The 23,510-nt window shown below is 64.1% G+C and carries 24 protein-coding genes and 1 pseudogene; 12 read left to right on the top strand and 13 right to left on the bottom strand.

What is annotated here, in order from left to right:
• Positions 1 to 813: pseudogene (locus H292_RS0108480) on the bottom strand (DUF222 domain-containing protein); the annotation flags it as partial.
• A 55-nt stretch (positions 814 to 868) separates the two neighbouring features.
• Positions 869 to 1,465, bottom strand: a complete 597-nt coding sequence (locus H292_RS0108475; protein ID WP_027498691.1) for a TetR/AcrR family transcriptional regulator — start codon at positions 1,463 to 1,465, stop codon at positions 869 to 871.
• A 120-nt stretch (positions 1,466 to 1,585) separates the two neighbouring features.
• On the opposite strand from H292_RS0108475, the gene H292_RS0108470 reads away from it, so the two are divergent.
• Positions 1,586 to 2,467: an alpha/beta fold hydrolase gene (locus H292_RS0108470; RefSeq protein ID WP_020111117.1), complete on the top strand. Its 882-nt coding sequence runs from the start codon at positions 1,586 to 1,588 to the stop codon at positions 2,465 to 2,467.
• 7 nt (positions 2,468 to 2,474) lie between these two features.
• Here H292_RS0108470 and H292_RS0108465 read toward each other — a convergent pair whose 3' ends face one another.
• From H292_RS0108465 to H292_RS0108445, 5 genes are all read right to left on the bottom strand, one after another.
• A complete protein-coding gene (locus H292_RS0108465; RefSeq protein ID WP_020111116.1) occupies positions 2,475 to 3,356 on the bottom strand; it encodes an alpha/beta fold hydrolase in 882 nt (293 codons plus the stop codon).
• Between the two features lie 88 nt (positions 3,357 to 3,444).
• Positions 3,445 to 4,833, bottom strand: a complete 1,389-nt coding sequence (gene hydA / locus H292_RS0108460; protein ID WP_020111115.1) for a dihydropyrimidinase — start codon at positions 4,831 to 4,833, stop codon at positions 3,445 to 3,447.
• Complete coding sequence (locus H292_RS0108455; RefSeq protein ID WP_020111114.1) at positions 4,830 to 5,216, bottom strand: allophanate hydrolase-related protein; 387 nt, start codon at positions 5,214 to 5,216, stop codon at positions 4,830 to 4,832. The genes hydA and H292_RS0108455 overlap by 4 nt, the downstream gene beginning before the upstream one ends.
• 27 nt (positions 5,217 to 5,243) lie before the next feature.
• The gene (locus tag H292_RS0108450) at positions 5,244 to 6,392 is read right to left on the bottom strand and encodes an NAD(P)/FAD-dependent oxidoreductase (protein ID WP_231383789.1); all 1,149 of its coding nucleotides are present in this window, start codon (positions 6,390 to 6,392) and stop codon (positions 5,244 to 5,246) included.
• Positions 6,382 to 7,347 (bottom strand): dihydrodipicolinate synthase family protein, encoded by a 966-nt coding sequence (locus H292_RS0108445; RefSeq protein ID WP_020111112.1) that lies wholly within the window; start codon positions 7,345 to 7,347, stop codon positions 6,382 to 6,384. The genes H292_RS0108450 and H292_RS0108445 overlap by 11 nt, the downstream gene beginning before the upstream one ends.
• Positions 7,348 to 7,541: 194 nt before the next feature.
• Between H292_RS0108445 and H292_RS0108440 the strand changes: the two genes are divergently transcribed.
• The 4 genes from H292_RS0108440 (at position 7,542) to H292_RS0108425 (ending at position 11,173) form a co-directional block, all read left to right on the top strand.
• Complete coding sequence (locus H292_RS0108440; RefSeq protein WP_019667569.1) at positions 7,542 to 8,558, top strand: LacI family DNA-binding transcriptional regulator; 1,017 nt, start codon at positions 7,542 to 7,544, stop codon at positions 8,556 to 8,558.
• A gap of 196 nt (positions 8,559 to 8,754) precedes the next feature.
• Complete coding sequence (locus tag H292_RS0108435) at positions 8,755 to 9,633, top strand: ABC transporter substrate-binding protein (RefSeq protein WP_019667570.1); 879 nt, start codon at positions 8,755 to 8,757, stop codon at positions 9,631 to 9,633.
• A gap of 5 nt (positions 9,634 to 9,638) precedes the next feature.
• Positions 9,639 to 10,379, top strand: a complete 741-nt coding sequence (locus tag H292_RS0108430) for an amino acid ABC transporter permease (protein ID WP_020111111.1) — start codon at positions 9,639 to 9,641, stop codon at positions 10,377 to 10,379.
• The gene (locus H292_RS0108425; protein ID WP_019667572.1) at positions 10,376 to 11,173 is read left to right on the top strand and encodes an amino acid ABC transporter ATP-binding protein; all 798 of its coding nucleotides are present in this window, start codon (positions 10,376 to 10,378) and stop codon (positions 11,171 to 11,173) included. The genes H292_RS0108430 and H292_RS0108425 overlap by 4 nt, the downstream gene beginning before the upstream one ends.
• A gap of 156 nt (positions 11,174 to 11,329) precedes the next feature.
• Here H292_RS0108425 and H292_RS0108420 read toward each other — a convergent pair whose 3' ends face one another.
• Positions 11,330 to 13,684, bottom strand: a complete 2,355-nt coding sequence (locus H292_RS0108420) for a transketolase-like TK C-terminal-containing protein (RefSeq protein ID WP_020111110.1) — start codon at positions 13,682 to 13,684, stop codon at positions 11,330 to 11,332.
• Between the two features lie 260 nt (positions 13,685 to 13,944).
• Here H292_RS0108420 and H292_RS0108415 point away from each other — a divergent pair, with 260 nt between their 5' ends.
• The 5 genes from H292_RS0108415 (at position 13,945) to H292_RS0108395 (ending at position 16,915) form a co-directional block, all read left to right on the top strand.
• The gene (locus H292_RS0108415; RefSeq protein WP_231383788.1) at positions 13,945 to 14,217 is read left to right on the top strand and encodes a hypothetical protein; all 273 of its coding nucleotides are present in this window, start codon (positions 13,945 to 13,947) and stop codon (positions 14,215 to 14,217) included.
• Between the two features lie 128 nt (positions 14,218 to 14,345).
• The gene (locus tag H292_RS0108410) at positions 14,346 to 15,239 is read left to right on the top strand and encodes an NYN domain-containing protein (RefSeq protein ID WP_020111108.1); all 894 of its coding nucleotides are present in this window, start codon (positions 14,346 to 14,348) and stop codon (positions 15,237 to 15,239) included.
• 25 nt (positions 15,240 to 15,264) lie between these two features.
• On the top strand, positions 15,265 to 15,606 hold the full coding sequence (locus H292_RS0108405) for a DUF2200 domain-containing protein (RefSeq protein WP_020111107.1): 342 nt from the start codon (positions 15,265 to 15,267) through the stop codon (positions 15,604 to 15,606).
• Between the two features lie 49 nt (positions 15,607 to 15,655).
• Positions 15,656 to 16,234, top strand: a complete 579-nt coding sequence (locus H292_RS0108400) for an FKBP-type peptidyl-prolyl cis-trans isomerase (RefSeq protein ID WP_020111106.1) — start codon at positions 15,656 to 15,658, stop codon at positions 16,232 to 16,234.
• A 111-nt stretch (positions 16,235 to 16,345) separates the two neighbouring features.
• Positions 16,346 to 16,915, top strand: a complete 570-nt coding sequence (locus H292_RS0108395) for a hypothetical protein (RefSeq protein WP_019667579.1) — start codon at positions 16,346 to 16,348, stop codon at positions 16,913 to 16,915.
• A 6-nt stretch (positions 16,916 to 16,921) separates the two neighbouring features.
• Here the strand turns inward: H292_RS0108395 and H292_RS0108390 are convergent, their stop codons facing one another.
• The 5 genes from H292_RS0108390 to H292_RS0108370 all read right to left on the bottom strand — a co-directional run bounded on the left by H292_RS0108390 (position 16,922) and on the right by H292_RS0108370 (position 21,488).
• On the bottom strand, positions 16,922 to 17,251 hold the full coding sequence (locus H292_RS0108390; protein WP_019667580.1) for a rhodanese-like domain-containing protein: 330 nt from the start codon (positions 17,249 to 17,251) through the stop codon (positions 16,922 to 16,924).
• Positions 17,248 to 17,673, bottom strand: coding sequence for a hypothetical protein (locus H292_RS0108385; RefSeq protein ID WP_019667581.1), 426 nt, complete (start codon positions 17,671 to 17,673; stop codon positions 17,248 to 17,250). Before H292_RS0108385 ends, H292_RS0108390 begins: the two co-directional genes overlap by 4 nt.
• 34 nt (positions 17,674 to 17,707) lie before the next feature.
• Complete coding sequence (locus H292_RS0108380) at positions 17,708 to 18,127, bottom strand: MarR family winged helix-turn-helix transcriptional regulator (protein WP_020111105.1); 420 nt, start codon at positions 18,125 to 18,127, stop codon at positions 17,708 to 17,710.
• A gap of 197 nt (positions 18,128 to 18,324) precedes the next feature.
• Positions 18,325 to 20,730, bottom strand: coding sequence for an ABC transporter permease (locus tag H292_RS0108375; RefSeq protein WP_027498689.1), 2,406 nt, complete (start codon positions 20,728 to 20,730; stop codon positions 18,325 to 18,327).
• Entirely contained in the window at positions 20,730 to 21,488 is a 759-nt protein-coding gene (locus H292_RS0108370) for an ABC transporter ATP-binding protein (RefSeq protein WP_020111103.1), read from the bottom strand. Before H292_RS0108370 ends, H292_RS0108375 begins: the two co-directional genes overlap by 1 nt.
• Positions 21,489 to 21,596: 108 nt before the next feature.
• Between H292_RS0108370 and H292_RS0108365 the strand changes: the two genes are divergently transcribed.
• The gene (locus H292_RS0108365; protein ID WP_020111102.1) at positions 21,597 to 22,820 is read left to right on the top strand and encodes a sensor histidine kinase; all 1,224 of its coding nucleotides are present in this window, start codon (positions 21,597 to 21,599) and stop codon (positions 22,818 to 22,820) included.
• Positions 22,805 to 23,452 (top strand): response regulator transcription factor, encoded by a 648-nt coding sequence (locus H292_RS0108360; RefSeq protein WP_020111101.1) that lies wholly within the window; start codon positions 22,805 to 22,807, stop codon positions 23,450 to 23,452. The genes H292_RS0108365 and H292_RS0108360 overlap by 16 nt, the downstream gene beginning before the upstream one ends.
• Positions 23,453 to 23,510 lie beyond the last annotated feature (58 nt).

Here is a 23,510-nt window from a genome sequence, read left to right as displayed (position 1 = left end):
CAGTGTTTCGGCGTCGAGGAGGATCTGCACCAGCGGACCCCGCCGAGGATCGGGCCGGTCCGCGGCACCGTCCAGCGGGCAACGTTCACCGCGCCCGCAGTGGCATTCGAGGGCGTGTTCGCCGTGGATCAACGCCATCAACCCATCGACCCGTAGCGCTGTGGTCGATCTGGGGTCCTCTCGGCAGACCGTTGCGGCGATCTCGGTCACCAATGCGTCGACTTCGGCGCCTTCGAGGTCGGTGACGATCGCTTCGAGTACCGATGCCCCGCCGGAGTCGCGGCGCACCCGCATCGCTCGGCTACTGCGTACCGTGCGCTCTTGTGCGGCTGCGGCTTCGTCCCGGTCGTGGGCGAACCACAGTCGCCACAGCCACAGTCGCAGTGATCGCGGGGTCAACCGTTCCGCCGCAGCGACGGCCTCGTGTTCGAGGGCCGCGATGGTGGCATCGGATGCTTTGCCCAACACGGCGGTCAACACCTGGATCCGCGGCCAGTCGATTCCGCCGAAGACGAACCGCAGCGCTGTGAGCGGCATCCGCGACAATTCTTGCCCGACGGTCAGCAACGGCCGCGTGGCGCTCTGCGACAGACCCAGCGTCACCGCCACCTCGGTGACCACCTGCGCCAGAACGGTCAACGGATCACCACCGGTGGTGTCGGCGTCGGTGAGGCGGATGTCGGCGATCTCGCACACCGCTTCCACCGTTCTCGCGCGGGCGATGTTCTCCCGTACCCGGCATACCGCGGCGTAGCCTGCCAACCCGGCTACGCATGCCGTACTCGATCCCGTCGAAACCCCCGTATCGAACATACTTTCGAATATACGGAGGGGGTCCGACAGGTTCACCCACGCAGCTGGTCGGGCTTCAGTGAAGCACCCGTTCGAGAAGGTGTTCGATGAGTTGCTCAGCGGAATGCCTTGTGCTGTAACCCTGCAGCATGCCTTGTGCGAGTCCGCCGACGGCCATGAGCACGAGATCGGCATCGAGTTCAACGGCGACTGAGGGAGATTCGGCGTCACCGCGCGCACGCGTGAGCTGGTCGGCGACTAGTGTTGCGAGTGCTCGCGGTGCGGCGAAGGTCTCCTCTGCTGTGATGCCTTGCCCCGTGATCGCGGCCCACCCGAAGGCGCCGAGTACCAACACTTCCTCGCGGCGAGGTTCGTCCATTGGCAGTAGTTCGGTCAGCACGGCGCGGAGGGCTTCGCGTGGCGTCGGATCGGTGCCGAGCTCCGACCAACGTTTCATGAAGCGCGCGCCTGCGTCGTCCATGACCGAGCGATGAGTGGCGAGCAGGAACTCCTTTTTGGTGCCGAAGTAGTACTGCACGAGGCGTACCGAGAACCCCGCCTCGGCAGCGACCGTCTGGAACGTGACGGACTCGAGTCCGCCGGTGCAGATGACGCGTCGCACTGCGTCGGTGACCTGACGCCGCCTTACTTCGTGGTCGACCAATCGTGGCACGAACGTCTGCCGCCTTCCTGGATGCTGGTTCGTCAATGATAAGCCCGTACCAGGAAGCCTGATATGGATGTATCATCAACAGTGATATGTCCATATCAATTAGATCGGGGAGGCCGGACAATGCCGAAGATCGGACGTTTCAGCAGCGAGAAGGACAGCCGAAGGTTCACCGACGTTTACGACGCCATCGCTGATCGGTGGCCGGTGCCGTCCACTTCGGTCGACGTCGACACCTCGTTCGGATCGACGTATGTCCGACGATCCGGCACTGGCGAAGGTCTGCCGATCGTCGTGTTGCCCGGAATCGGAGGGAACAGTCTGGTGTGGGGCCGATTCATCGAGGCTCTGGCGCATGACCACGTCGTCTACACGCCGGACGTCATCGGATGGGCAGGGCGGTGCAAGCAAACCGACCCGGTAAGGAACTCGGAGGACGTTGCCCGCTGGCTCGTGGAAGTCATGGACGGTTTGGGGGAGAGGCGATTCCATCTGGCGGGGAATTCAGCGGGCGCCTGGTTGGCTGCATGCGTTGCGGTCCACCAGCCGGAGCGTCCTGCCAGCTTGGCCATGTTGGAGTCGAGCGCTGCAGTCTTCGCCAGACCGCGGATCGGTCTGCTGCTGAAGTTCCTCTGGGTGGGAATTGCGCCGACGGAGAAGCGGATGCGGAAGCTCAACGAATGGCTTCAACCTCGGACCGTGCTCAGCGACGAGGAATACGCTCTTGCACTGGCCGCGGTGAAGTTTCGTATGGCAATGCCGTGGGACCGCACGTTCACGGACGCGGAGCTCGGCGCGATCACTGCACCGAGCCTTGTACTGTTCGGCGCGGAGACGGTCGTCGCCGATCCGAATCTTGCTGCGGCACGGGCGCGTCGACACATCAGGTCCGTGGACGTCGGGTTCTACGAAGGGGTTGGTCACGATCTGATGTGGGCCAACCCCGACGAAGTGATTCCGCGGTTCTTGGCATTCACCGATAGCCATGATCCGGTTCGTGCCTGACCGAGCGTCACCAGTTGCGTAGGTACTCGAGTGCGCGTGCTTGGGCGGCGTCGGATTCGGGGTGGGTGTAGAACGCGAAGTGGGTGCCGCGGTCGAGGGTCAGCAATTCGGACTCGGCGATACCCACGTGTGCGTGCTCGCTGTTCTCCGGCAGTACGTCCGAATCCGCGCTGCCCTGCACCAGCAAGGTGGGCGCTTCGATCGCTCCCCATCCCGGGTCGGCGGATTTGGCGAATTGCACCAGATCGTTGTCCCAGCCCGCTTTGCGCCTGCCCACCTGTGAGGCGGTGAGGGCCATGTCGAGGACGAACTGCTTCTTCACCGGATCGGAGTCGATGTATTTCACGTGTTCGTCGAATTCGTCACCACTGAGGGAGCTTTCGTCCGACACGGCGCCCTGGATCACCTGAAGCGGTTGATGCGCAACGAGTTTGCGCATCAACCAATCACCGATCCTGGTGGTCTGAAAGATGCGCGACGCGATGTCCGGAGTCGGGTTGACCCAGTGTTCGCTCAGGCACGCAATGGCCACGAGCGCACCGGTTCGGTCCGGGTGGGTGGCCGCGAACTGGTAGGCCGACGGCCCGCCTCCCGACCATGCCAGCACGCCCACCTTGGCGATCCCCAACTCGTCGAGCAGCGCGGCGTACAGATCAGCCTGCTCTCGCGGCGTCGCGCGATCGCCCAGTTCGGTTCCGAGGTAGCCGGGCCTCGACACCAAGATCGCCTGGAACTCGTCGACGGGGAGGAAGCCCGCCATCGCGGCGGCGGCGTCGATCCCGCCCGGTGAACCGTGCAGCACCAACACCGGTTTTCCGGAGCCTTTGACTGCGTACTCGATGGGCCCACGCGCAGTGGAGATCACCTTCACATCGACCAGTTGTTCCATGGCTCCTCATCAGCGCTCGGCGACTGAGGATCAATTCTGCTCGCCCACTGACCTCGTCGCTTCGCCCGAATCGTGTGAGAACAGGGCTCTACATACTGAACGCGCCGCTGAAGTCGAGGGGCGCGGCTTCGACGTGCCGTCCGCGGGGCGTTGCGTCGACCAGTACACCGCCGTCGACGACGATGTCACCGCGGACGAGAACCGTGACGGGCTTCCCTCGCAGCGGTATCCCTTCGTAGGGTGTGTAGTCGGTTGCCATGTGCAGGGTGTCCGTCCCGGCGGTCCATTCGAGGTCCGGGTCCCAGATGGCGATGTCTGCGTCCGCCCCCGGCATCAACGATCCTTTGCGGGGATACAGGCCGTTGGTGCGGGCGGGATTGGTGGAGGTGAGCTCCACGAATCGGCTCGGGGTGAGTCCACGGCCGTTCACGAACGTTGAGAAGATCACCGGCAATCTCGTTTCGACGCCGGGTAGCCCGTTCGGCATATGCCTGACGTCGTGGCTGTGCACCTGCTTCTGGGCGGTGTCGTAGCAGCAGTGGTCGGATCCGATGGTGGTGATGTGGCCGGTGAACAGGTGCTGTCCCAATTCCTCGACGACATCGGCTGCACGCAACGGAGGGCAGCACACGAAACGTTCCGGGTGCTCGCCCTCGTACGCGGAGTCGTCGAGGATCAGGTGGTGTGCGACGGCTTCGGTGAAGGCGACGAGCCCACGCTTGCGGGCGTCGGCGACGAGTTCCACAGCTGCCGAACTGGATTGGTGGACGAAGTAGACGGGTGCCTGCTGTGACTCTGCAATCGCGAGAACGGCGGCGACCGACGCGGTTTCCGCCAGTTCGGGTCGTGTCTGCGACATGTGGGCGGCGTCCACACCGTCGGATGCCGCGGCAAAGTTCTGGGCGTCGGTGACGATCGCGTCGGATTCGCAGTGGATGATCACCATTCCGCCGAGGTCGCGTGTGGTCTGCATCGTGTTGAGGATGGTGTGTTCGTTCGCCATCGTCTCACCGGCGTAGGTGGTGAACATCTTCACCGTGCGGATGCCGGCGTCGGCCATGGTCGCGAGCTGATCGGCCGTCGTGTCGTTCCAGTCCACGACGCATGCGTGCAGCGCGGAATCGCACACACCTTCCTCGGCTTTGGCGCGTTGCTTCTCCGCTGCATCCAGCGGTTCCTGGCCGGGACGGGGAATGGCGAAGTCGACGATCGTCGTCGTTCCACCGAACACCGCAGCTGTCGTGCATTCGAGATAGGAATCGAGGGAGGTGAACTCACCGGAGGTGAAACCGACGTGGCAGTGCGGATCGACACCGCCCGGCATGACGAGTTTTCCGGTCGCATCGATCGTTTCGGCGGCTTCGTCGACCTCGCTGCCGGGGCTGAGTACGGCGACGATCTTGCCGTCGTCGATGAGTAGGTCCGCCGGGCCCGCCCAATGGGGCTCGACGAGAGTTCCGCCGCGGACGACCTTCATCGCTGTGCCTCCAGGTATGCCAACCAGCCGCCGCGGTCGCTGATGTCGACGACTCCCGCTGCCGTGAGGGAGTTCTCGCGCATCCGCATCGACAACGATCCCGTGCCGTCGGCCAATTCGATGACACCGAGTTCCAGTTCGGCGGGCTCACGCGGCAACAGTTCCTCGCGGAGTACGTCGTACTCGACCTCGTACAGTTCGCCTGGGACGACGAAGCCCGCGGGCGTCACCGGATGGAGTCCAGGAAACTCGTCGCGCACGGAGTAGAAGCGATACTTCGGTGCGGTGTCGACCGCGCCGAGAAACTTCGCGCGATTCAAGGCGTCGTTGAGCGTGCCACCGGACATTGCCTGCCCGTTGACGAACATGGTGACCAGAGCCATCGTCTTCCTTCTTTCGGGGTGGAGCGTTCAGTGAGCGGTGAGTTGGGTGAGTCGTGCGGGCGAGAAGGTGGAGACGTCCAGCTGCGGGGTCGATCCGTGCACCAGAGCGGTCAGGACACCCGCCCACAGTGGCGCGAACGTGAACGAATACGTCCCGCCTGCCACGAACAGTCCGGGTGCACCGTCGAGTTCGCCGATGACGGGCATCTCGTCCGGAGTGGTGACGACAGGTCCGGTCCAGGTGTCCGTGGGCGTGTCGCGATGCAGGGACGGCAGCAGCCGCGCGACCTGTGCGAGGTTGCCGACGGTGCTCTCGGCCAGCGTCGGCGCTGCATCATGGTCGTGGAACGGCCCCGCCGGCCAACCGCCTCCGAGGACGAGACGACCACGTCGGTCCTGCTTGATCGACATTCCCTCTCCCACATGCTGAACCAGCACCTCGAGTGCGCCGGGCGCGGCGTCCAGGGAGTGCATCTGAAGGGATGTCGGAACCAGATCGAGCGAGACCCCGGCCATGGCGGCGATCCGAGCCATCCACGGTCCGGCCACATCGACGACGACGGGCGCGGTCCACGTGCCTGCCGGGCTGGCGACGTGCCACACACCGTCGACGCGGTCGAGTCCGGTGACCGGGGTCTCGGGGTGCAGGACTGCGCCTTCGGCGACTGCTTGGCGCAGCAATGCCGGTCCGGCGAGGTCCGGTTCGGCGAACCCGTCCCACGCGCACCAGGTGGCTGCCGTGACGCTCGGCCCGAGCAACGGGAGGGCGCGGCGTGCTTCGTCGCCGGTCAGCACCTCGGTCGGGATCCCTGCTGCGTCTTCCCAGGTGTGCTTCGTCTGCAGCGTGAGGGCTTGTTCGTCGGTCTCCGCGACCATGAAACCGCCGCAGCGGTTCAAGCCGAGGCCAGGAACACTCTCGTCGAGAACATCCCACAGTGCGCTGGTCGACTTCTGCAGTGGCAGCAGCTGTTCGACGTCGACGGCCGTTCCCTGACCGGGGCGTCGGGTGTGAATGGTCTGAATGTGCAGATTGCCGGCGGTCGTACCGGATCCAGCGGTGTTGGGCAGCGTTCGATCCAGCACGGCGACGCGGGAGCCGGCCCGCGTGAGTGCAAGGGCTGTCGCGGCGCCGACGATTCCGGCACCGATGACGACCACGTCGACCTCAGAGTGCATGACTTGCCCCTACCGGCCGCGCGTACGCATCTTGAATGCCGGACTGCACGACGATGTTCTGCAGCACGTCGAGGGTCTCGGGATCGGTGACCGGCAACAGTGGGTCGCGAACGTATCCGCCGGGTTGTCCGAGCAGATTCATCACGGCCTTCAGCTGAGGAATCGGAGATGCGTGAATTCCGCTGTAGTCGCCGTTGATCAGGCTTCCGGAGAACGCGCGGTACTTGTCCACCCAGCCGCGTGCGGAGTCGGCGTCACGTTCCGCGACCGCTCGATAGAAGGGAACGGCGAACGGGGCGCCGACGCCACCGCCGTCGATGTTGCCGTCGCCACCGAGCTCGAGCAGCGTGGCCAATCCTCGGCGGTGCAGGAAGCTCCCGAACACGCGCACTCGATCGGATACTGCTTCGACGGTGTCGAGCATCCTCAGCCAGTCGCCGGTGCTGTCCTTGATCGCCACGACGTTGTCCAAGTCGGCGAGGCGTGAGAACAAGCCTGGTACCGCAGCCATGTCGACGGCCACACCGCGTGGCCAGTTGTACGCCATGAACGGTAGTTCGGTTGCTGTGGAGATTTTTTCGTAGAACCGGAAGGTCTCCTCGCCGGAGGTGTGCACGTACGGCGGGGGAGTGGACAGCACACCGTCGGCGCCTGCCGATGCGGCATGCGCCGCGAGTTCACTCGACTCGCGTGCGGTGTAGGCGCTGACGCCGATGACCACGGGAAAGCGTCCGGCGACGGCGTCGATCGCGATCTCGGCGACCTGTCGGCGTTCGTCGTCGGTCTGGCTGAACCATTCACCGGTGCTTCCGTTGACGAGGACTCCGTCCACAGCGACATCGGCGTAGAGGTTCATCAGGTCGCGGAGACCGTCGGCGTCGACGGCGCCGGACTCGGTGAACGGGGTGGGGGATGCGGGCCAGTAGCCGGACCACGCGACATCATCGCGATTCATGATGGAGACCTTTCGAACGAGATCGGTCGGACGAGCGACCGTCTCGGAGGAGTTTTGGGATCGATTGCATAGACTGCCGTCGGGTGGCCGCGATCGTCAAGCCGGAAACGTACTTGTAACGAGCGCACTGTCCAATATCCCTACCGGCCACCGAGAATGTCCGAGTGAACAGCGAGAGGAAGGTGAGGCGACCGATGGCGGTCACCTTGATCGACGTGGCCGACGCCGCCGGAGTGTCACGGAGTACGGCGTCCCGCGCGCTGAGCGGATCGTCGTTGATCTCGGCCGAGACTCGCGCTGCAGTGCAGGAGGCGGCGCGCTCGCTGGGATATCGACCGAATCGTGCCGCTAGTGCCCTCCGGTCCAATCGTTCGCATCTGATCGGCCTGGTCATGAACAACCTGATCAACGCCTCGTTCCACACTGTTGCCGAAGTGGTGCAGAAGCGTGCGTCGGCGAGCGGCTTCCAGGTTCTGCTGTGCATCACCGACGCTGATCCGGCTCGGGAGAACGACGTGCTCGCGATGCTCGGCGACCACGGAGTCGACGGCACCATCGTCATCGGCAGTGGCCGAAGCGCTGCGGCGTCGAACGCGCTGCTCGCCGAGGGCCGAGCCGTGGTCAACCTCATCAGGTCCGTGCAGGGCAGCAAGGCGTCGACGGTCCTCGCCGACGATCTCGACGGTGCCCGTGATGCCATCGCTCACCTCGTGTCGTTGGGACATCGCCGGATCGGTTACATCGGCGGCACCGAGGACGCGACATCGGGCCGGGAGCGCTACGAGGGATATCGGTCTGCGTTGTTCGACGCGGGCATCGACGTCGACCAGGCCATCGTGAGGAAAGGGCCGTTCACGACCGAGTTCGGCGCCGAGGCCGTGAACTCGCTGTTGGACGGGCCCGAGCCCATGACCGCGCTCTACGCGGCCAACCATGAGGCGGTGTTCGGGATTCTGCCGACCCTGGCGTCGCGAGGGGTTTCCGTGCCCGACGACTTGTCCCTCATCTGCCACGAGGACATGCCCTGGTTGGCGTTGTGGCAGCCGGCGATCACCGTGGTCGACAACGGTGCGGCTCAACTGGCGAATGTGGCGATGGATCTGCTGTTTCAGCAGATCAACGGGGCCGCGGTGCCGGACAGGCGGACCTACCGAGTCGGGGCCCAGCTGGTCGAGCGTGCCTCGTGTGGCGCGGTGACGGGCACAACATGAGCGGCGCGGTACGTGGGGCCGCCACCCTCGAATGGTTAAAACTTCATGTATCGCGTGTCATCCGTGTTAACCACGTTGACGCTGACGAAATGCTCTGAGACGCTTTATGCAATCGATCCCATCGGGATCGGCTCGCACCTCGCGAACATTCGAATGGTCACTGCTGCAGTGCAGTTGACGAACGAAAGGCACACCCATGCGCAGGATCATCACGCGGACTCCGCTCCTCGGAATCGCCGCCGCGGCCGTCGTGGCAGCAGGGCTCACCGGCTGCAGCTCCGCTGCGGACGAGCAGGCAGCGCCGACGGACTGTACGCCGACGCTCGGGGCCTCCGATCTGGCCGAGGAGGGTGCGTTGACGATGGCAACGAACGCCACGTTGCCTCCCATGCAGTACGTCGACGCCAATGGCGACGTCGTCGGAATGCGGGTCGAACTGGGCAAGGAAATCGCCAAGCGTCTGTGCCTGACGCCGAAGTTCGTCAACATCGAGTTCGAGGCGCAGATCCCCGGAGTGCAGAGCGGACGCTGGGACATGATCGACACAGGCATGTTCTACACCCCGGCGCGTGCGGAGACGATCGACCTGGTGCCGTACGAGGTTCAGGCGGTGTCGATTTCGGTGCCGTCGGGTAATCCCGAGTCGATTTCCAGCGTCGACGATCTGGCAGGCAAGACCATCGGCGTCGAGGCGCCGGGTTACGAGTTCGACACGCTCACTGCGTTGTCCGAGCAGTTCGCGTCCGAAGGCAAGCCGCCGCTGACGGTCCAGACCTTCAAGACCAATGCCGATGCTTACCAGGCTCTTTCGGCTGGACAGCTCGACGGAACCTCCATCGTGGAATCGGTCACGTCCTTCTACCAGGAGGACGGACGCTTCGAGACGGCCGTCGGTGGAATCAACGAGGCCCCTCTCGCAATGGGATTCGCCAAGGGCAGCGCGTCGTCCGCCGAGGTCGCACGTGTGCTGACGGAGATGCGTGAAGACGGCTACCTCCCCGAGTTGTTCGAGCAATACGACGTCACCGGGTACGAGGGCGACATCGCCGTCAGTACCGGGCCGCTGGACAGCTGATCCACATGTGGTCCTGGGACGCCTTCTTTTCCATTCTCACCAGCACGCAACTCCTCGAGGGTGCGTGGGTCACGATCTGGCTCACCGTCGTCAGCATGATCCTCGGTTTGATTCTCGCGGTCGTCGTCGCCGCGGCGAGGTCGTCGAAGCGGATGCCGCTGCGCGCGATCGCCGGGTTCTACGTCTGGCTCATGCGCGGAACACCGCTGCTGGTGCAGCTGGTGATCATCTACACCGGCCTACCTCAGGTCGGAATCAAACTCGGTGTCATCGAAGCGGCGTTGCTCGGCTTGGTGCTCAACGAGGCCGCGTACCTGTCGGAAATCGTTCGGTCCGGTTTGCTCTCGGTTCCGACCGGTCAGACCGAAGCAGCGCGTGCGCTGGGAATGTCTCCGACAAAGGTCTTCCGCGTCGTGGTTCTGCCTCAGGCTCTGCGGGTGATGATTCCGCCGCTCGGCAACAGTTTCAACGGTCTGCTCAAGACCACGACGCTCGTGTCGGTCATCTCGGTGCAAGAGTTGCTCCGCCGCACCCAGTTCCTGGTGCAGATCAATTTCCGGGTGTTGGAAGGACTGTGTGCCGCCGCGCTGTACTTCCTCGTCCTCACGACGCTGTGGGGCTTGATTCAGCGCATGATCGAGGTCCGTGTGGGTCGGGGCTACGACCGTGACTACCGACGCAAAGGTGGCACGAAGACCGACAAGTTGGACGACAGTGTGATGGAAGCCGAGGCCGTGAACCGATGATCGACGCAGCAAAAGTGATCGACGCCAGGAAAGTCACCACGACGATGGTCGAGGTGCGCAACATGACCAAGGCCTACAACGATCTGGTCGTCCTCGACGACATCGACTTCACCGTCGACAAGGGCGAAGTAGTGCTGCTTCTCGGCCCGTCGGGCAGTGGCAAGAGCACGTTGTTGCGGACGTTGAACTGCCTCGAGACCATCCAGTCCGGCACGGTGCGTGTCTGTGGGGAGATGATGGGCTTCTCCGACAATGCGAATCGGACTCCGTTGTCCGAAGCACAGATTGCGAAGCAACGTCACCACACGGGCATGGTGTTCCAAAGCTTCAACCTGTTTCCGATGATGACGGCACTGGACAACGTGGCGTCCGGCCCTCGGCACGTGCTCGGCACACAGAAGGACCGTGCACGTCGCCAAGCCCGAGAATTGCTCGATCTGGTGGGCCTGGCGGACAAGGGCGAGAACTACCCCTCGCAGCTCTCCGGTGGGCAACAGCAGCGCGTCGCCATCGCCCGAGCACTTGCCATGAAACCCGAAGTGATGCTGTTCGACGAACCGACCTCGGCTCTGGACCCGGAGATGGTCAACGAGGTGCTCGACGTGATGCTTCGCCTGCGCGACGAAGGCATGACGATGGTCGTCGTCAGCCACGAGATGGGTTTCGCCAAAGCCGCAGCGGATCGTGTGGTCTTCATGAGCGACGGCAAGATCGTCGAGGAGGCGCCCCCGAACGAGTTCTTCGACAACCCGAAGAACGCTCGTACCCAACAATTTCTCAGCCGGATTCTCTGACCGCTGAGGAGCCGATGTTTCGAAGGCCCCGGTACGTGGAAGACAAGACCGAGTTCGGACGTGATCGCCCGGGCACCGCGGTCGAGCCAGGGCCCGGAGGTTCAAACACTCGTGCCTCCGGGCCCGCCGCTGCGGGTATCGAATCCCCCCGACGAATCAGCGACCGATGACGTCCAGGGCTGCTCCGATGATGGAGTCCGTGTCGATGTGGTGGTATCTGTACACCTCGTCCAGTGAGCCCACCTGACCGAAATCACTGACGCCCAACGACGTCGACGCGACTTTGTTGACGGTGGCCAGAAACGCCAGGGTGTGTGGATGTCCGTCGAGCACGGTCACCAGGGGCGTTGCCCGATCCGCGGGCAGTAGCTGATCCAGAATCCAGGAGTCACCTGCTCTGTGCCCCTGGCGTGCCTGGATTGCGCGGTAGAGCTCGCCGGGGCTGGTGACGCACAGGACGTCGGCGACGACGCCGATGCCGTCGAGTCGTTCGGCAGCCTGGAGTGCCTCGGTCATCAGCGCCCCCATCGCGGCGATCGTGACCGTGGCTCCGTCGCGCCTGACGAGGGGGTATCCGCCGGCGACGACCTGGCGTCGGCGCCGTTCCCGGGCAGCGGGGTCGGCGGGCACGTCGGCCAGTGTCTGATCGACGGGACGGGTGGACAACCGCAGGTACGCGGAGCTGCCGTCAGGCCTGCCGAGGCGGCCGATGCTGGCGAGCAGCGTCCACTCGACATCGATGGCGAACGCAGGCTCGTACGTGATGCACCCCGGTTGTTCCAGGCCGATCGACGGAGTCTTGATCGACTGGTGCGCGCCGCCCTCCGCAGCGAGAGTGACACCGGACGGAGTGCCGACGAGAATCGACTGGCCACCTGCGTAGATGCCGTAGGACCAGGGTTCGAGCGCGCGTTCGACGAACGGGTCGTACATGACCCCGATCGGGAACAAGGGCTGTCCCCACCGACTCCACGTGGCGCCGAGTTCGCCCATGAGTCCGACGAGGTTGGTCTCGGCAATGCCCAGTTCCATGTGCTGGCCGGTGGGCTTTTCCCGCCAATGCATGATCGTTTCGGCGTCGTCCTCGAACCAGTCGCGACGCTCGGCCGAGGACCAGACCCCGACCTTGTTCACCCAGCCACCGAGGTTGGTGGTGGAACTGACATCGGGGCTGACGGTGACGACCCTGCTCGCGGCGTCCGGGGCATCCCGCGTCAGATCGATGAGCACGCGCCCCAGTGCAGCCTGAGTGGTGGCTGTGCCCTTCGGTGTCCGGCCGATGTCGACCGGCACGGCGGGAGGCTCGGATACAGGGACGGGATCGCGACGAAGGCGAGCAGCTGCCGCGTCGCACACCAGGTCCGACGGGCTGCCCGGGGCGAACGTCGCCCACGGATCGGCCGGATCGACGCCGAGGGATCTACCCAGAGCCTCGTACTCGTCGACGGTCAGAAGCGACGAATGATTCTGCGGGTGACCCTGGGTCGGCAGGCCGAATCCCTTGACGGTGTAGGCGATGACGACGGTCGGCCTGGTGTCGTCGATGCGGGAGTACGCGTCGCGCAACGCCGCCATGTCGTGGCCGCCGAGATTGCGGATGGACTCGGTGAGCAGTGCGTCGTCGAGATCGGAGATCAGGTCCGCGATCGCCGACGCGTCCTGGCCTGTCCCGGGAAGCCGGGATCGGAGTTCGTCCGCGGTGCAGCGGAGGAGCCGCTGGTACTCGGGGTTGGGCATATCGAGAATTCGGCTGCGCAGTGCTTCCCCGTCTGGACGGGCGAAGAGATCCTCGAGGAGGCGGCCGAACTTGACGGTGATCACTTGCCAGCCGGCGGCGTCGAACATCTTCTCGAGGCGCCGTGCAGCGATGTTGGGGACCACCCGATCGAGCGATTGACGGTTCAGGTCGACGATCCACACGATCTCGCCGAGCTCGGCGATACCGGGATCGATGATCGCCTCCCACACGGCTCCCTCGTCGAGTTCGGCGTCTCCGACCAGTGAGTACTGGCGTCCGGAAAACCCCGACGGTCGTGATGTCTCGTCGGGATCGCCGAAGCTGGTTTCGACGTATCGGCGCGACATCGCACCCCAGATGGGTGCGGTGGCACCGATTCCCACCGAGCCCGTGGAGTAGTCGACGGGGTCGGGATCCTTGGCACGCGACGGATAGGACTGCAATCCGCCGAACGAGCGCAGAGTGGTGAGGTACTTCGCGTCGAGCTCACCCAGCAGATAGTTGATCGCGTGGAGAACCGGAGAAGCGTGCGGCTTGACCGACACGCGATCCCCGGCTTCCAGCTGTTCGAACCACAGCGAGGTCATGATCGAGACCATCGATGCGCACGAGGCCTGGTGACCACCCACTTTGAGTCCCGACGGGTTGGGCCGAACTCGATTGGCGTGATGGATGATCGACGTCGACAGCCACAGCACCTTCTCGGCGATCTCGTGCAGATCGTCACGAGCGCCCCGGGGCGAATGATGTTCGGCGGGAGTGATGCTGGTCATGACTGCTCAGTCGATCAGACATCGATGTACTGCACAATGCACGAACGGGAGACTGAGCACGATGCACGGTTTCAAGTGCACCAGGCGGCGTCGAATTGGTCGAAGTGGTCAGTAGCAACCGCCCATGACATCTGTCATCACGTTTTCATGGAGAAGTCACTGCACAAGATGATGAGGCGCACTGTTTTTCGTTTCCGATGAACGACAGAGTCGTAGATGGAAAGAGCACCTGGCTCACAGCATCCACGAAGGAGACGAAGATGAGGAATTCGACCAAGTTCGCGCTGACCACCCTGGCCGCTGCCGCGCTCTTCGGGACCGCGGGTGCCGTCGGGACCACGGCAGCGTCGGCGGACACGATCGAGAACCTGACGCCGCGAGCGAACGACGGCGCGCAGTGCGTGGTGTTGGACGACCACGGTCGTGAGCAGGAGTTTCTGTACGGCCCGCTCGACTGCTCTGACGCTCAATCGGATATCGATCGCGAGGAGCGCCGCGAAGAACGACGCGAGGAGCGCGCGTCCGCGGAATGAGGCATGAGCCGTTCACCGTGAGATAGTGGCCCATGCGGCCGACCTGTTCTGTGTACGTGGATACCGGCTACCTCTTGGCTTCTGCCGCAACTCGAAGGACAGGCACGTCTCTGCGCAGCGGAATCTTCGTGGATTACGCAACGTTGATCGCCGCTCTGGTCGACGCCGCAGAGACCCGATCGGGCTTACCGATACTCCGCGTGTACTGGTACGACTCCGCGCGGAACGGAGTTCCGGACGCCCAACAGGAGCGCATCGGTGAACTGTCCAAGGTCAAGCTCCGACTCGGCCGGTTCGGGGTCAACGGTGAACAGAAGGGCGTCGACCTCCGCATCGGACTGGACCTCGTCGCTCACGCGAGGAGCAACGCGTCGGACGTGTTCTTCCTCGTGTCCGGAGACGACGATCTGACCGAGGCCGTCGAGGAGGCACAGGCACACGGTGTGCAAGTGCTGCTCCTGACCGTCCCGACGAACGACGGCAAACCCCACGGCGTCAGTCGCCACTTGATCCGAGCGTCCGACGGACTCGACTTCTTCGACGGCGCCGCCGTGGATGCGGCCGTCATGAAGATCGATCGGCAGCCGCCTCCCGTCGTCGTCACCGATCCGGTGAGCGTCCCCAAGCCTGCGCACCGGCCGGGACCCAAGCCCGGCCCCCGCGTGCCCACTCCGCTCGACGTCGCGTCCACCGCGCAGGCACCCGCTCCCGTTCGGCCCGCGAACGTTCTCGTCTACAGCGGAACCACCGGATCGGGCACTACCGTCCAACCCGAGTACGTGATGGCGGGTGAGGAAACCGAACTGATCGACGAAGTGGTCTCCCGCGTCCTGGCATCGTTGGAAGCGAGCAGCACACCCGAGGACAAGCTGAGCCTGCAACGCACCAGGCCGAACATCCCACCGGATATCGACCGGGCACTCCTGCTCGACGCCTCCGACGCCATGGGGCATCACGACCTCGACGAGGGAATTCGATACCGCCTGCGCGCGCGGTTCTGGGAGAAGTACGACGAACAGTGACGGCGCACGGCCCTACACTCGTCGCATGCATCGCATCTTCACCACCAGCGTCGCTTCGGTGTATCCGCTGTACGTCACCAAGCTGGAACGCAAGGGACGCACGGAAGAAGAGTTGCGTGAAGTCGTGGAATGGCTGACCGGATTCGACAGTGCTGCATTGGAACGCCATCTCTCCGCCGAAACGACGTTCGAGGATTTCTTCGCCGACGCACGGCTCAATCCGGGCGCGTCGTCGATCACCGGTCTGGTGTGCGGGGTGCGCGTCGAGAACGTCGAGGATCCGCTGATGCAGAAGATTCGCTACCTGGACAAGCTGGTGGACGAACTGGCCAAGGGAAAGAAGATGGAGAAGGTGCTGCGGACCTGACCGGACGGGTGTATGTACCGTTGCTGCGGTGAAATCAACTCGTGTTTCGGTGTCCGGTGTTCTCGTGTCCAGCGCGGCACTCGTCCTGACGTTGGCTGCATGTAGCTCCGACTCCGATGCTCCGGCGGCGTCGACGTCCTCCGCCGCATCGTCGGTAGCGGAGGCAGCGACATGCCCCACCGCGGAACCGGACGACGCGGGCGACCCCGAGTGGACTCTGGCGGGAGATACCGGCAGCGTGTCGGTCATCGGTTCCACGGATTCGTCGGCTCCCGTGGTGGACGTCGAGGCGCCGTTCAGCGTCGCGCAGACGCAGGTGCAGACGTTGCAGGCCGGCGACGGACCTGTCGTGGCGGACGACGCCGAGGTCTCGGTCTGCTACATGGGCGTCAACGGACGCGACGGATCGGTGTTCGACAGCAGTTACCAGCGCGGAGCCCCGGTGGAGTTCCCGCTGACCGGCGTCGTCCCCGGATTCCAGAAGGCGATCGCAGGCCAGACGACGGGGTCGACCGTGGCTGTGGCCATGAACTCCGCCGACGGCTACCCGGACGGTCAGCCCCGCGCCGGAATCGAAGCCGGCGACAGTCTTGTGTTCGCGATCAAAATTCTGGGCGTCACCGGATAACTTCCCGGTGCGTGGCACGAATAGTTGCGTGCTGTGACCGATGTTCAGCGCCACGTACCCCGGCAGAATCGATGATGTCAGATCGAGGACTTCGGCGAAGGGCGGCCCGGGATGCGCTTGCCTGGTCTTGCACTCGGCTTCGTGCCGTGGGCGCTGTTCCTCGTGATGCCGCATCGCGAAGGCGACCACGCGCTGCTCTTCTCGAGCATCCTCACTGCGCTCGTTGCACTGGTGCTCACCCACTGGACCCGCGGGCGGGCAGGAATCAAGTGGCTCGGCGCCACTGCGGTGCTCATCTTCGCGGGTTTCGCAGCAGCATCCCTGGTGTCGGTCCCGTCGTCGACGTGGCTGTCGGAGTACGCGTCGGCAATCGCGCTGTTCGTGCTCGCCGCCGTGATGGCGACGTCGACCCTCGGCGTCACCTTCACCGAGCAGTACGCGCGTGAAAGCCTGCCGAAGGAGTACTGGGGCGCGCCGCGGCTTCGCTCGCTCAACGTGCGGATCTCGGCCACGTGGGCAGTGTGCACCTTCGCGGCAGCCCTGAGCATGACCGTTGCGGCAGCGGTCGCCGACCCGTTCTCGAAATACTTCGCACTCGCGTGGATCGTCCCAGTGTGCTTGACACTCTTCGCTTCTCGTTACACAGCTACGTCGCTGGGGGCCCTCACCTCGCGCGCATGAGTAATGTCAGGTCGTCAATTGCCCGCCCGCAGAACGCCAGTGGATCAAGCCACCGCTCATGTTGACAGCGTCGAAACCGTTCTCCACCAGAAGATTCGCGGCCCCCGCTGATCGCAGCCCGCCCGTGCAGAAGGTGATGATCTTCCGGTCCTCCGGGAAATCGATGCACTTGTCCAGCAGGACTTCCAGCGGTGCGTGCACGGCACCCGGGATGTGCGTCCGGTTCCACTCGAACTCTCGTCGGACATCGACGACGAGCGCGCCCTCCTCCACCAAGCGAACGGCCTCCTCCGCCGAGACGGCGGGTGGTCTACGCAGATAGTGACGGATGCTCATGAGTAACTCGATCCAGGGCGAACGATCATCAGTACGACGACGATCACCCACAACAAGTTGAAAATGCCGGTGGCCATGCCGATTTGCTTCAGCCTTGCCCCGTCGTCGGGAGTCGCCAGGGCCTCGCTCTGCATGGGTGCGATGAGCAAGGCCAACAGGCCGCCGGCCACGATCGTCAGCACGAGAGCGACGCTGATCCACACTTCACCGATGCGCCCTTGAACAGCAGCGAGTACCAGTCCGACGACCGGTACGACGATGGCCAGTAGGCCGTAGACGCGGGTGATGCGATGGAGTGCCTTTGCGACGTCGATGCTGTGTCCGGGCGACGCGTACTTCGGGAACAGGCTTGCGACGACGGCGACCGGGCCGACGAAGAGGATTCCCGCCACCACGTGGATGGAGAGCAACAACGATTCCATGACCTTCAGCCTAACTGAAGGTCATCGGTGTCGATCACTCCGTGGCCGACATCACCCGCAGCATGTGCTCCCGTAAGGCCTCCGTCAGTTCGGGGTGATTCTCGGCGAACTGCACATCCAGGGCGGTTACAGCCTGAGCTGCATCGTCCAGCAGTCTCAGACCTGCGTTCGTCACCCGCAGCTTCGACGCGGCCCCGGCCTGCGCCGTGCCGTCGTCGACCAGGCCGGAACTGACAAATCCGGCGACCGCACTGTGCGCGCTCTGCACAGTGATGCGAGAGCGACGCGCAAGTTCACTGAACGAAATCCCAGGCGTACCGCGAATATGGCCCAGCAGCCCGTACTTCCGCGTCGTCAGCCCAAGCGGCTTCAGCGCCTCCGCGAACGCCGCATCCCACACCCTCGCCACCGTGAGCAACGTAATCATGGGACTGAACGGAACAGGCGCGGACATACCGGCAGATTACCGACGGCCGGGTTGGTCCGTGTGGTGCGGCTCGAGAATTCGTGCTCAGTTGGTCAGATGCCCTGTATCGCTGAGGCGAGCGTAGTTCTGGTGCAGAACATCATCGACAGCCGAGTAGACGCGTCGGGAAAAGGCGAGAACTGCTATGTCATGCACGAGCAACCGTTCTCGTCGGCGGTAATCCACTATCGGCAGTTACCCTCTGACCGCGGTCCGAGCATGCGCCGCGTGACGAGTGCGGTAGCGCCCGATGCCAGGACCAGGCAGCCGGTCATGACCCAGGCGATGGTCCGCCAGGGGAGATGCAGTCCGACCTCGGTGCCGGTCAGTTGGCTCAACCCGGCGGCCATGCCCAACAAGGGTGGGATGGTCACGATCGAACCGAGTGCAGAACCGATGAGGACGATGATCACCGTCTCGAAGACTGCCGTCGACAGTAATTGTCGTGATGTGCCGCCGGAGGATTGCAGAGCCGAGATGTCCGGCCCACGACGGTACGCCGACACAGCCATGCCGTTCGCGACGGCAAGGCCGCAGTAACCAACGGACATCGCAATGAGTGTCGCTGCAAGCCAATTGGTCAGCCGAGCGTCGACTTCGTAATCCTGCAGCGCGAAACTGTAGGCATCCTTCACCGTGGCGCCCGGAGGCAGTTCAGAAGGTGTCATTTCCTGCGGCAGGAAGACGACATCGGTCAGGGCTGATGGATCATGCTCGCGCACCAGGTCCCGCGGCAATACGAAGGCCCCACGCGCGGGATCGAGTGGGAGTACCTGCGAGATGGTCACGTTTTCGGACATTCCGTCCGCAAAGCGCACCGTGATCGTCCGTCCGACCTGCACGTCGACCAAAGTCGCAGTCGCTTCGTCCACAGCAGCATGCCCTGCTGTGGCATAACGTTCGTCGAGACTTCCGATGGCGTCGATGACCGTTGTACTGCCCTGTGTTCCAGGTACGAACAACCGGGTCGGTAGGCCTGCGCGAGTCCCGAGCGGGCCCGCCCCTGATTCCGCCACCACCTGGTCGCTGAGGCCTGGGGTGCCGTCGGATGTCACGAGCACCATTCCCTGCAGTTGCTCGGTCTGCTCGGCGGGATAAGCCACCGCCATCGTCTCTACCATCCCGCTCAACAGCACCGCGAATCCGACGGCTGCAATGACTGGAGCAGCCGTGCCGGCGGCACGTCGCGTACTCGTGGTGAGTTCTGCTCTCAGGAGCATCGGTCCCGCCGAGCGGGATGAACGCGCGAAGGGCCATGTCACCAGCTGTGCGATCGGACCGATGACGATGGGCGCGAGCAGCGCGGCCGAGACGGTGAACAACATGGCTGCTCCGATTGCGTTGGTTGTCCTGCTGTCCGGTGCCGCGCCCGCGGTCAACGCAGTCGCGCCCACACCGCCGAGGAGTGCGGCGATTCCCGATACCCAGCGCACCTTCGTCATGGGATGTCGCTCGACGGCGGCGGCGAGCAGTGCTTCTATCGGAGCCACCCTGGTTGCGGACTCGGCAGCCGTCCAGGCGCCGATCACCGCCACGGCTACTCCGATGGCCACTGCCACTATCACTGGCCAAGCGGAGATGCGCAGATGAAAGTCAGGAGGCTGAACGTCGAGACTCGACAGCACGATTCGCAGTACCGGAGCAAGTGCGAGACCGACTGTAGCGCCGATGATTCCACCGATACAACCGATGGCAGCAGCTTCACCGAGAACCATGCGCCGAACCTGCCCCGGTGAGGCGCCGACGGTTCGAAGCAAACCGAGTTCCCGACGGCGTTCGGCCGTAGCGAGCGCAAATGTCGAGGCTACGACGAAGACGGTCGTGAACAGCCCGATGGACGACATCGCGATGATCAATTGATTACCGAGGTTCCTCCGGTGGCTGACGAATTCGGGCTCGAGTGCTGCTCGATCCTCGCCGGTGACGATCCGGCCGCGGTCGCCCAAGTACTGTTGCGCCGTAGCGGAGACGGCGTCGATCTGCGTGTCCGTCGAAATCGCGAGTCCTATCGCCCGGACACCCGGATCGAGTTGCGCAGCACGCTCGTCGGCGAAATACAGACCAGCACCGCTGAGCGTCCCCGATACGGTGAAGGCCTCCAATCCCGCCGCGAGATTGACCGACACAGAATCACCGGGTTCGAAGCCCAGCGCATCCGGTACGACGACCTGATTGCCATTGGTCGGCGGTGTTCCGGATGTCAATCGATACGGGCTCAGATCGACACTTGCCCAGCCGTGTCCGGCTTCTTCGGCTCCCTCGTCCTCGATCGGAATGCCGTCGACCACGGGTTGCGCATAGAACGAACGGTCGGCGACGACGCGCACGTCCGGCAGGGTGCCGAGATCGTCGGCGATCTGTTGGGCTTCGGTCGCACTCCACGGAACGAAATCCGATGTGTTGCCGAACTCGTTGTCGGCTCGAAGGGGTAATGCGAGCGCAGTCGCCTCGGTCAAACGTGGTTGAACCACGGGGCGTGACGAGTCGTAGACGACGAGTGTCGCACTGATCAGCGCAACACCGAAAGTGGTAGCCAGGAGCGCGGCCATATAACTCGGCCAGTGACTGCGTAGGTTGGCCGACGCAAGCATCAGGACTCCAATCCGGCCAACCGAGTAGCGATCGTGGCAACACTGTCGGACCGACCGCGCTGGATGCTCAGTGAGTCCACTATTCGACCGTCCGCCAGGAAGATCGTTGTGTCTGCATAGGAGGCGGCGAGTGGGTCATGGGTGACCATCACGGTGGTCTGCTGTTGCCGGTCCACCAGTTCACGCATCAGCGTCAGAACGTGTTTCGAAGTCCGGGTGTCCACTGCACCTGTCGGTTCGTCCGCGAAGAGAACATCCGGGCGGGTGATGAGGGCACGCGCGAGGGCGACGCGCTGCTGCTGGCCACCGGACAGTTGAGCTGGACGATGAGAGGCACGGTCCGCGAGTCCCACCTCGGCCAGGGCTGCCGCCACGTCCGTAGGGCGTACGCGCCGACCGGCGAATCGTGCAGGCAGTTCGACGTTCTGAGCTGCAGTCAACGAGCCCACCAGGTTGAATGACTGAAACACGAATCCGACGTGTCGTCGACGTAGTTCGGTCCGCGCTTTCTCGTCCATCTCGGTGATGTCGGAACCTGCAATCCTCACGGTGCCACCACTCGGTGTGTCGAGGCCGGCCGCACAGTGCAGCAAGGTCGATTTGCCTGAGCCCGACGGGCCCATGATCGCGGTGAAACTTCCTCGGGCGAAGTCCATCGACACCCCGGAAAGGGCTGTCACCGCGCGGTTGCCTCGACCATGCACCTTGCGGACGTCCTCGAGTTCGATCGCGGCTTCTGCGTCGTGGTGCTTGTACATTCCTTCAGTGAAGCGGCTGCTCCTGACTCGCACAGTCACGCGCGCTCTATGCGACAGGGGTATGCCAGCACTACCGCGTCGATCACGTCGAGAATCTACGATCGATACATGCGCGTCACGACGGCCTGGCAGGCACTAGCGCACCATCCTTTACGTTTTCTGCTGACGCCATGGCCATGGCGTAGCCTCCTGTATCTGCTTTCCGGCGGCATCCTCAACCTGATCGTGTTCGTGGTGCTCGCAGCCGCAACAGTCCTGGGCGTGATCTTCTTCGTTGTAGTCGTCGGCATCGTCGTGCTGCTGCTCGTGGCGCTGTCGGGCATCGTCGTCGCCCGGGTGGAGCGAATGCGGATACGGCTGGTCGATCTCGACGGAATCGCCGATCCACACCGTCGGCCCCTTTCCCCCGGTGTGCGCGCCTGGGTGCGTACCCGATTCTCGGAGCCGGTGACCTGGCGTGAGTTCGGTTTTGCGGCGTTCTCCGTGACCGCGCTCTGTTGGCTGGACATCACCGTGCTCGCCTTCGCTTTCGTCCTGCCGGTCCTCAGTTTCCGTGCCCCCATGGACGACCCGTCGGCCTGGCCTTGGTGGTTCATCGGTGTGGTCACACTCGCGGCAGGGCCCTATCTGGTGACGGCCTGGGCAGGTGCGCACGCAGCACTCACACGCATCTTCCTGGCGCCCCGTGACGACGAGATCGGGGTCGACCTCACCGACGTCTCCAAGTCGCGCGAGCGTTTGCTCGATGCCTTCGAGTCCGAGCGTGCCCGAATCGAACGCGACCTGCACGACGGCGCACAGCAGCGCCTGGTGACCCTCGGGATGAACCTCGGGCTGGCGAGACTGGATGCGAACGATCCAGAACTCGACGCGCGGTTGTCCGACGCGCAAGGCCAGCTCACTGTCGCGCTCGCGGAGCTCAGGGATCTGGTCCGTGGACTGAATCCGCAGGTGCTTGCCGACAACGGCCTCGCGGCGGCTGTCGCCGACGTCGCCAGTCGGTCCTCCATCGACACCGAGATCGACATCCGTCTGCCCGAGCGTGTTCCCCGCCGCGTCGAGACGACTGCGTACTTCGTTGTCACAGAAGCGCTCACCAACGTCTCGAGGCACAGTCGTGCGACCCGAGCCCGAGTTCACGGTCGCATCCACGCAGACATACTCGTGCTGGAAATTTCCGACGACGGAGTGGGCGGTGCGGATCCACGAGTCGGAACCGGTCTGACCGGGCTTGCCGACCGTCTCGATGTTGTTGCCGGACAACTGAAACTGTCCAGCCCTGCCGGCGGGCCGACCACGCTGAGAGTGGAGATCCCATGCCGTATCGCGTGATCCTGGCCGAGGATTCCACCCTCATGCGGGAAGGCCTCGTCGGGCTCCTGCAACGCTTCGGACACACCGTCGTCGCCGCTGTCGGCAGCGCCGACGAGATCGCTCGTGCGGTCGACGACCACGAGCCGGACCTTCTCATCACCGACGTCCGGATGCCCCCCGGTCAAGCGGACGACGGTGTGAGGGCGGCCGTCGCCCTGCGCGAGCGCATTCCTGGCTTTCCGGTACTGGTTCTCAGTCAGTACGTCGAGCAGTCCTACGCGTCACAGCTGTTGGGCGCAGAAAACGCCGGCGCAGTGGGTTACCTGCTCAAGGACCGCATCGGTGCAGTCACGGTGTTCAACGACGCGGTGGAACGAATCGCATCGGGCGGGACCATCGTCGATCCCGAGGTGGTCCGTCAACTACTTCACCGACGGACGTGCCCGCTCGACCGCCTCAGCAAACGGGAAAAAGAGGTCCTCGCCCTCATGGCCGAGGGCAGATCGAACTCCGAAATCGAAAGGTCCTTGGAACTCAGCGTCCCCGCTGTGAACAAGCACATCAGAAACGTCTTTCTGAAACTCGACCTTCCCAGCGACATCGACGGGCACCGGCGCGTACTCGCCGTCCTCACCTACCTTCGAGGCTGACGAATTCCCGAAGTGCCGCGGCGAATTTCTCCGGTTGGTCTTCTCGATGGAGAAGTCC

It is taken from the genome of Rhodococcus sp. 114MFTsu3.1, from assembly GCF_000383555.1.
GTDB lineage: Bacteria > Actinomycetota > Actinomycetes > Mycobacteriales > Mycobacteriaceae > Rhodococcoides > Rhodococcoides fascians_E.
This window is presented reverse-complemented; position numbering and strand designations above follow the sequence as displayed.

Coding starts and splice junctions, on each gene's coding strand:
- H292_RS0108370 (WP_020111103.1), bottom strand. CDS start 21,488: ATGTACAAGCACCACGACGCAGAAGCCGCGATCGAACTCGAGGACGTC.
- H292_RS0108455 (WP_020111114.1), bottom strand. CDS start 5,216: ATGGCTCTGGTCACCATGTTCGTCAACGGGCAGGCAATGTCCGGTGGC.
- H292_RS0108450 (WP_231383789.1), bottom strand. CDS start 6,392: ATGCACTCTGAGGTCGACGTGGTCGTCATCGGTGCCGGAATCGTCGGC.
- H292_RS0108420 (WP_020111110.1), bottom strand. CDS start 13,684: ATGACCAGCATCACTCCCGCCGAACATCATTCGCCCCGGGGCGCTCGT.
- H292_RS0108430 (WP_020111111.1), top strand. CDS start 9,639: ATGTGGTCCTGGGACGCCTTCTTTTCCATTCTCACCAGCACGCAACTC.
- hydA (WP_020111115.1), bottom strand. CDS start 4,833: ATGAAGGTCGTCCGCGGCGGAACTCTCGTCGAGCCCCATTGGGCGGGC.
- H292_RS0108465 (WP_020111116.1), bottom strand. CDS start 3,356: ATGGAACAACTGGTCGATGTGAAGGTGATCTCCACTGCGCGTGGGCCC.
- H292_RS0108360 (WP_020111101.1), top strand. CDS start 22,805: ATGCCGTATCGCGTGATCCTGGCCGAGGATTCCACCCTCATGCGGGAA.
- H292_RS0108390 (WP_019667580.1), bottom strand. CDS start 17,251: ATGAGCATCCGTCACTATCTGCGTAGACCACCCGCCGTCTCGGCGGAG.
- H292_RS0108425 (WP_019667572.1), top strand. CDS start 10,376: ATGATCGACGCAGCAAAAGTGATCGACGCCAGGAAAGTCACCACGACG.
- H292_RS0108365 (WP_020111102.1), top strand. CDS start 21,597: ATGCGCGTCACGACGGCCTGGCAGGCACTAGCGCACCATCCTTTACGT.
- H292_RS0108405 (WP_020111107.1), top strand. CDS start 15,265: ATGCATCGCATCTTCACCACCAGCGTCGCTTCGGTGTATCCGCTGTAC.
- H292_RS0108380 (WP_020111105.1), bottom strand. CDS start 18,127: ATGTCCGCGCCTGTTCCGTTCAGTCCCATGATTACGTTGCTCACGGTG.
- H292_RS0108445 (WP_020111112.1), bottom strand. CDS start 7,347: ATGAATCGCGATGATGTCGCGTGGTCCGGCTACTGGCCCGCATCCCCC.
- H292_RS0108440 (WP_019667569.1), top strand. CDS start 7,542: ATGGCGGTCACCTTGATCGACGTGGCCGACGCCGCCGGAGTGTCACGG.
- H292_RS0108385 (WP_019667581.1), bottom strand. CDS start 17,673: ATGGAATCGTTGTTGCTCTCCATCCACGTGGTGGCGGGAATCCTCTTC.
- H292_RS0108375 (WP_027498689.1), bottom strand. CDS start 20,730: ATGCTTGCGTCGGCCAACCTACGCAGTCACTGGCCGAGTTATATGGCC.
- H292_RS0108470 (WP_020111117.1), top strand. CDS start 1,586: ATGCCGAAGATCGGACGTTTCAGCAGCGAGAAGGACAGCCGAAGGTTC.
- H292_RS0108435 (WP_019667570.1), top strand. CDS start 8,755: ATGCGCAGGATCATCACGCGGACTCCGCTCCTCGGAATCGCCGCCGCG.
- H292_RS0108395 (WP_019667579.1), top strand. CDS start 16,346: ATGCGCTTGCCTGGTCTTGCACTCGGCTTCGTGCCGTGGGCGCTGTTC.
- H292_RS0108415 (WP_231383788.1), top strand. CDS start 13,945: ATGAGGAATTCGACCAAGTTCGCGCTGACCACCCTGGCCGCTGCCGCG.